Below are 6,662 nucleotides of genomic sequence, written 5' to 3'. Positions count from 1 at the left end.
TTTTGAGGTGTGCCTCGGTGACCAAGTATGGAGCAGAGTGAATGACAGGCAATCGATGGCAATAGGTAAGCCGAGTGACCGGACAGCGTTTCATAGGCCCAGGGAGAAATATTTCTTTCCAGAAAAGGAACTTCCTGACCCGAACTGTTTATTCTTGTTTCCAGTGTTTCTTTCCACGGCCATACTTTTCCGAGGGCACCCAGCATCAAGCCCGTCAAGAGCGACAGAGCCAGATCACGATGCTGTTTTAACAGCCAGGCAAGGACATGAGAAAATGTCAGCAACCCGACAATACATCCAGATCCAAATGCTGTCAGCGCCAGAATATCCAGACCTTTCACGGCAGCTAAAACAGCGGGGTACAACCCCATCAACAGCAGGATAAAACTGCCGGAAATGCCCGGCAAAATCATTGCAGATATAGCAATACAGCCGGCAAAGAACAACATCAGGTAGGAAGGAGTCAGAGATGTAGGCGTCAGTCTCCCGATAAAATAAGAGACACAACAACCGAATACAAGAAGTATCATGGAGGAGACACTCCAACTCTTTATCTGTTTGAGCATATGAATGCCTGAAATCAATATCAGGCCAAAGAGAAAAGACCAGATGAGTTCCGGGTAGCCTTCCAGCAGGTACGTAATTAGATGGGCAAAACTCAGTATACTGAACAAGATTCCGCCAAACAGCAGAATCAGAAAATTCCCATCAATATACTTCCAACACTCAGCAATCCCTTCGGATTTAAGCTTGATCAGTAAACCGGGATTAATACTCTTCAAGGCATTTAACAGGCGATCATAGATACCGGTAATAAAGGCAATGGTACCTCCTGAAACGCCAGGAACGACATCGGCAGCCCCCATAGCTATCCCCCTGAGCAAAATACTCAGACCTTCTTTCATTTTTGACATAATCCAACCTGTCTTATTCTGTAAAGCGTAAATCAGTATCAGACCCGTTTATCTTTTCAGAGTAATCTCAATGACTTTCATTCATGAAACACGAAGAAGTGTATTATTTCTGAACCCCATCCAGCAATGGCACAAAGCGCACGGCTTCGAGCATTTCTTTCTTGAAGGTATCTCCCTGACGGGTGATCAGCAATAAGTCCTGAACACCGCGACCTCCAACTGGAATAATTAGACGACCATTACCCTCCGATAACTGCTGCAATAGCTCCTCAGGTATCTGATCCGGGGCAGCTGTTACAATGATTCCATCAAAGGGGCTCATGACTGACCAACCCATACCACCATCGCTGAGTTTAAGCTGAGCATTGTGAATAGACAGCGTTCTGAGCAGTTTCTTTGCTCGCTCATGAAGGGGTTTGATTCGCTCAACAGAGTATACTTTCTTTACCAGCGGCGAAAGAACCGCTGTCTGATAACCTGACCCTGTACCTATTTCAAGTACTCTGTCGAGTGGACCTGCTGCCATGAGAGCCTGTGTCATTCTTGCCACAATATAAGGTTGTGACAGTGTCTGCCCAAAGCCAATAGGCAGGGCAGTATCTTCATAAGCTCTGTGAGACAGGGCTTCATCCACAAACAGATGTCTCGGTGTGTTGCGAATAACCTCAAGGACATCGGTAGAGTCGATCCCCTGATCTGAAAGTCGATTGATCAGACGCTCCCGGGTTCTCCGTGAGGTCATTCCTATACCATGAATATCAATCTCTTTCATATCAGCTGCCCAGCCATTCACTGAGCTGAGAAAGCGTTGAATGATGAGTCTGGTCATACTGAAGGGGTGTCACTGAGACTAAACCTTCAGCAATAGCATAGAAATCAGTGCCCTTGCCCGCATCCTGTCCCTTACCGACAGGAGCAATCCAGTAAACGGGCTTTCCCCTGGGATCCATTACTTTTAAAGGTTTCTCCGGTCTTTCCCTGTGCCCTAAACGAGTCACCGCCATGCCCTTGAGCTCTTCATAGGGTCTATCAGGAACATTAACATTTAACAGGGTTCCTTCTGGCAGGGATAATTGCGCAAGTCTGAGAATCAAATCTCTGACAACCTTGCCTGCTGTAATAAAACCTTGCTCTCCCTTGCCACAGGCAGATACAGCAATGGCAGGCAACCCCATAAAACGGCCTTCCAAAGCGGCACCTACCGTCCCTGAATAAAGAACATCATCACCCAGGTTGACACCATGATTGATACCGGAAACGACAATATCAGGCTTTTGCTCCAACAATGCATTGACCGCCAAATGAACGCAATCAGCCGGTGTTCCATCGACACTGTTAAAACCATTGGAATGTTCAGTCACCCTCAGGGGACGCCCCAGAGTCAATGAACTGCTCAAGCCCGAGCTGTTTCTATCAGGAGCAAAGACAATTCGCTCACCCACGCCTTCGAGTGAACTGTAAAGGGTGGCCAGCCCGTTGGCTGCGACACCATCATCATTACTTAGCAGTATTCTCATCAAATCTTCCTTCAATGCATTGCATAGCTTCCCTTAACACCGCTGTTGCAAAGCAGCCTTTTGGCAGAGAAAATTCAAGCTGGATACAATCACCTGATAACCATTTCCAGTTCATGGCTGCAGGCATTAGACGAATGGCTCTCCTCTCATGCTTTAAACCTGCTTGCTCCAGGCCCTTACTCAACAACGGGTTGCGACCTGAAATCCTTTTTTCCATCTTTCTGCAATCCGATCCGGAAAGCAACTCCCCTTGCCCCCACAGAGGAGCTGTCAATGAGACTTCTCCGGCTTCAATTCTTGTCATCAGGTTCTGGTCATGATCCCGCAGGATCAGACTACCACTGTCTTGAAAACCAGGTACATCACCCTCAAGGTAGCGGGTCCAGTTTTTCTGACTGACACGCTCAGAAAGGATCTGATTAAATATCCAGGATCGTGCTGCAGACAGATACATAGAGCGTTTGTTTTTATCAACCCTCAAATGACCGGAAAACATCAGTAACGCCCGATCAACGTTAGCCCCCTCAAGACCAAAGCGTTGTTCTCCAAAATAGTTAGGCACACCCTGATTGGCGATGACCCTCAGACGTTCATCCAACAACGCTTGCGAGATATCCACATGCCGCAAAGTGATGATAAAACGGTTGCCTTTCAGTGCACCAGTCTTGAGCTTTCTCCCATGTCGGGTGGCAGCGATAATATCCAACGACTCACTGTTCAGCTCAGACCATTGAGGAGAGTCTTGTCCGGGCAGCCAGACACTAAACCACTGACGTGTAACACCATGACGATCCTTGCGCCCCGCGTAACTGACTGCAGAGCGTTTTACGCCAGCAAACCTGGAAAGTTGTCCTGCTACCCAATCGGTATTTTCTCCAGTTTTCTGAACATTGATATAGGCATGTTCCCCTTCACCTTCCGGTACAAAGGGCAGCTCTTCTTCAACAATGAAATCTTCAGGCAGGGACTTGAAAGTACATCGTCCCAAAGGACCACCCCAGGAGTAAGCCCAGGATGATGTGTAAGAAACTTGATTCATTAAACAATAATCTTTTTGGGTAAAATGCAAACTGATCAGGAAAGTTGTCGCTTGCTGTGAGCCAGAAGCACCACTGCATGAACTGCAATACCTTCCTCTCGGCCGATATAACCCAATTTCTCTGTTGTCGTTGCTTTTACATTGACAGCTTCAGTTTCAATCTGAAGATCTTTGGCAAGGTTTTCCCTCATGGCTGGAATATGAGGAGCCATTTTTGGCACCTGGGCAACAATGGTACTATCGACGTTGATCACCCGATAGCCCTTTTCATGAATCAGTACCACCACATGCCTGAGAAGCTGTCGGCTATCAATTCCCTTATACCTGGAATCTGTATCCGGGAAATGCTGCCCGATATCACCCAGGGCAGCCGCTCCCAACAACGCATCACAGACGGCGTGAAGGAGAACATCACCATCAGAATGGGCTAAAAGCTTATGGCTGTGATCAATACCGACCCCACCCAAAAAGACCTTGGCCTCAGCCGTTGTTTCATCGGAAAAACGGTGCACATCAAAACCGTGACCAATTCGCATCATACCGTCTCAATCAGTTTGTCTTGCTGTTGAATGTAAAGAGCCGCAAGTGTTAGATCAGCACTTCGGGTCACCTTGATATTATCGCTGTGCCCTTCGACCATCAGCGGCCTGAATCCAGCGTATTCAATCGCGCTGGCTTCATCCGTGACAGGCATTTCATCATCCAGTGCTTTTTTGAGCGCGTCGTAAAGCAGCTTCACCCGAAACATCTGTGGCGTCAGGGCGTGCCAAAGAGCATTCCTGTCAACGGTCTCCGTCACTTCTCCAGCAGATGAAGTACGTTTCATAGTGTCTCTGACAGGTATTCCCAGCAAACCACCAATGGTATGGTCAGTTAACTGTTCTACCAACCACTCCAGGTCAGAGTGACGTATACAAGGTCTGGCCACATCATGAACCATCACCCAATCCTCGGCATCTGCCAACTCAGACAGGGCTTTCAGTCCATTCAGGACGGAATGGTAACGCTCATCCCCGCCCTGCACCAACATGATTCGCGGATCCCTTAACAGCTCAATCTCCTTGTAGCACTCATCTTCAGCACCAATGACAACAATCAGCTTCTCCAAAACAGAAAAGCTGATTAGACGTTCAATGGTATGCTCCATCAAGGTGCGACCATGAATCTCAAGATACTGTTTGGGAATTGCACTCTGCATGCGACGACCCACCCCGGCGGCAGGGATAATCGCCCAAAAACGGGGTTCATGAGGATTACTCGTTCTCACATTGTCACCTAAAAAGGTCAGAAGGAACCTGCTGCAAACAGACTGTGCTTCAATCTGTTGTTAATCCGAAATGTCACTTATACCGCACTATAAAATAGCTACAATCGCCAGAATTGTGGCATTTTCTATCCGATATTACGTCAACATCAAAGCGACGGTATGACTCAGTCGTAAATCAGATAAAACGTCTCATCTTTTTTGATCATCCCAAGATCAAGACGAGCCTGCTCTTCCAGAGTTTGCAGACCATGCTGCAGCTCAACAACTTCGGTAGCGAGTAGACGATTACGCTGATACAAACGGTCGTTTTCCCGTTTCTGCAGCTCAATCTGTTTTTGGATCGCTACCATTTCTGCTAAACTGCCTTCTCCCATCCAGAGTTGTATCTGAAGGGCCACCAGCGCCAGTAGCAGTAATGTATGCACCAGCTTTCGCATCTGAATCTCTCATTGTTTCCAGCCATTCAGTCTAACAAAGCCTGAAAAATGTGCCCACGATAAAAACACAAAAACTGGAATATGCGGAAAGTAAATCAAAGAGGTAAAACAGAAAGTCGTCACATTAAATAAAGGGAGGCTTACAGAAGCCTCCCGCTATTGATACGCTACTCAGATAACATTTCAGGCACGTTTGAATTCAGCAAGACCGCGGTATGGAGCCTTAGCGCCCAGCTCTTGTTCAATGCGTAGCAGCTGGTTGTATTTGGAAACACGGTCAGAACGACACAGGGAGCCGGTCTTGATTTGACCCGCAGCAGTACCTACAGCCAAGTCTGCGATAGTAGCGTCTTCTGTTTCACCGGAGCGGTGGGAAATCACCGCAGTGTAACCCGCGTCCCTGGCCATCTTGATGGCTTCGAGAGTTTCGGTCAGGGAACCGATCTGATTAAACTTGATCAGGATAGAGTTAGCGATGCCTTTTTCGATACCTTCCTTCAGAATCCTGGTATTGGTTACAAACAGGTCATCACCGACAATCTGGATCTTGTTGCCCAGGATTTCCGTCTGGTATTTGAAGCCCTCCCAGTCAGACTCATCCAGACCATCTTCGATGGAGATGATTGGGTACTCTTCACACAGTTTGGCCAGATAGTCAGAAAATTCATTAGAAGAGAAAATCTTGCCTTCCCCTTTCATGTTGTATTGACCGTTGACGTAGAATTCCGAAGCCGCGCAATCCATAGCCAAAGTAATGTCAGTACCCAACTTGTAGCCTGCAGCTTCAACCGCTTCTTTAATGACAGCCAGAGCATCAGCATTAGAAGCCAGGTTGGGTGCAAAACCACCTTCATCACCTACCGCAGTATTGAGACCTTTGGCAGACAGCACTTTTTTCAAGGCATGGAACACCTCGGCCCCCATACGCAGGCCTTCAGCGAAAGTTTTGGCAGCGACTGGCTGAACCATGAACTCCTGAATGTCGACGTTGTTATCAGCGTGCTCACCACCATTCAGAATGTTCATCATTGGAACTGGCATAGTGAACTGACCAGAGGTACCGTTCAGATCAGCGATGTGCTGGTACAGAGGAATGTTCTTATCGGCAGCGGCGGCTTTAGCAGCGGCCAGAGAAACCGCCAGAATGGCATTGGCACCCAGAACACTCTTGTTCTCGGTGCCGTCGAGCTCGATCATTGCCAGATCAAGTCCACGCTGATCACTCGCATCGCGACCCAACAGAGCTTCACGGACAGGTCCGTTGATGTTGGCCACTGCCTTGAGGACGCCCTTACCAAGGTAGCGAGACTTATCTCCATCACGCAGTTCCAGAGCTTCACGGGAACCTGTGGAAGCACCGGATGGAGCAGCAGCACGACCCATGGCACCCGATTCCAGAATCACGTCGGCTTCTACGGTTGGGTTACCACGAGAATCCATGATTTCGCGGCCTTTGATTTCAACAATTTTTGCCATAATAGCTTTCTC

8 protein-coding genes are annotated in these 6,662 nt (G+C 48.0%); all 8 read right to left on the bottom strand.

Annotated elements, in window-relative coordinates:
* The coding region (locus tag KDK17_RS02195; RefSeq protein ID WP_257287238.1) for a DUF368 domain-containing protein at positions 1 to 914 on the bottom strand (914 nt) is incomplete at its 3' end.
* 103 nt (positions 915 to 1,017) lie between these two features.
* The gene (locus KDK17_RS02190; protein ID WP_257281116.1) at positions 1,018 to 1,686 is read right to left on the bottom strand and encodes a protein-L-isoaspartate(D-aspartate) O-methyltransferase; all 669 of its coding nucleotides are present in this window, start codon (positions 1,684 to 1,686) and stop codon (positions 1,018 to 1,020) included.
* A gap of 1 nt (position 1,687) precedes the next feature.
* Positions 1,688 to 2,431, bottom strand: a complete 744-nt coding sequence (gene surE, locus KDK17_RS02185; RefSeq protein WP_257255284.1) for a 5'/3'-nucleotidase SurE — start codon at positions 2,429 to 2,431, stop codon at positions 1,688 to 1,690.
* Positions 2,412 to 3,470, bottom strand: a complete 1,059-nt coding sequence (gene truD / locus KDK17_RS02180; RefSeq protein ID WP_257255285.1) for a tRNA pseudouridine(13) synthase TruD — start codon at positions 3,468 to 3,470, stop codon at positions 2,412 to 2,414. The genes surE and truD overlap by 20 nt, the downstream gene beginning before the upstream one ends.
* A gap of 35 nt (positions 3,471 to 3,505) precedes the next feature.
* The gene (gene ispF, locus KDK17_RS02175; RefSeq protein WP_306670930.1) at positions 3,506 to 4,006 is read right to left on the bottom strand and encodes a 2-C-methyl-D-erythritol 2,4-cyclodiphosphate synthase; all 501 of its coding nucleotides are present in this window, start codon (positions 4,004 to 4,006) and stop codon (positions 3,506 to 3,508) included.
* Positions 4,006 to 4,737 carry a 2-C-methyl-D-erythritol 4-phosphate cytidylyltransferase gene (gene ispD, locus KDK17_RS02170; RefSeq protein WP_257255287.1) on the bottom strand — a complete coding sequence of 244 codons (732 nt, stop codon included), beginning with the start codon at positions 4,735 to 4,737 and terminating at the stop codon, positions 4,006 to 4,008. The genes ispF and ispD overlap by 1 nt, the downstream gene beginning before the upstream one ends.
* Before the next feature lie 164 nt (positions 4,738 to 4,901).
* Positions 4,902 to 5,174, bottom strand: coding sequence for a septum formation initiator family protein (locus tag KDK17_RS02165; protein WP_257255288.1), 273 nt, complete (start codon positions 5,172 to 5,174; stop codon positions 4,902 to 4,904).
* A gap of 183 nt (positions 5,175 to 5,357) precedes the next feature.
* Positions 5,358 to 6,650: a phosphopyruvate hydratase gene (gene eno, locus KDK17_RS02160; RefSeq protein WP_257287239.1), complete on the bottom strand. Its 1,293-nt coding sequence runs from the start codon at positions 6,648 to 6,650 to the stop codon at positions 5,358 to 5,360.
* Between the last annotated feature and the right edge of the window lie 12 nt (positions 6,651 to 6,662).

The organism is Endozoicomonas sp. SESOKO2 (assembly GCF_024606245.1).
In the GTDB taxonomy this organism is placed as follows: domain Bacteria; phylum Pseudomonadota; class Gammaproteobacteria; order Pseudomonadales; family Endozoicomonadaceae; genus Endozoicomonas_A.
This window is presented reverse-complemented; position numbering and strand designations above follow the sequence as displayed.

What these genes read in the sequence shown, in the direction of transcription:
- ispF (WP_306670930.1), bottom strand. Translation starts at nt 4,006, where the DNA reads ATGCGAATTGGTCACGGTTTTGATGTGCACCGTTTTTCCGATGAAACA.
- KDK17_RS02190 (WP_257281116.1), bottom strand. Translation starts at nt 1,686, where the DNA reads ATGAAAGAGATTGATATTCATGGTATAGGAATGACCTCACGGAGAACC.
- eno (WP_257287239.1), bottom strand. Translation starts at nt 6,650, where the DNA reads ATGGCAAAAATTGTTGAAATCAAAGGCCGCGAAATCATGGATTCTCGT.
- KDK17_RS02165 (WP_257255288.1), bottom strand. Translation starts at nt 5,174, where the DNA reads ATGCGAAAGCTGGTGCATACATTACTGCTACTGGCGCTGGTGGCCCTT.
- surE (WP_257255284.1), bottom strand. Translation starts at nt 2,431, where the DNA reads ATGAGAATACTGCTAAGTAATGATGATGGTGTCGCAGCCAACGGGCTG.
- truD (WP_257255285.1), bottom strand. Translation starts at nt 3,470, where the DNA reads ATGAATCAAGTTTCTTACACATCATCCTGGGCTTACTCCTGGGGTGGT.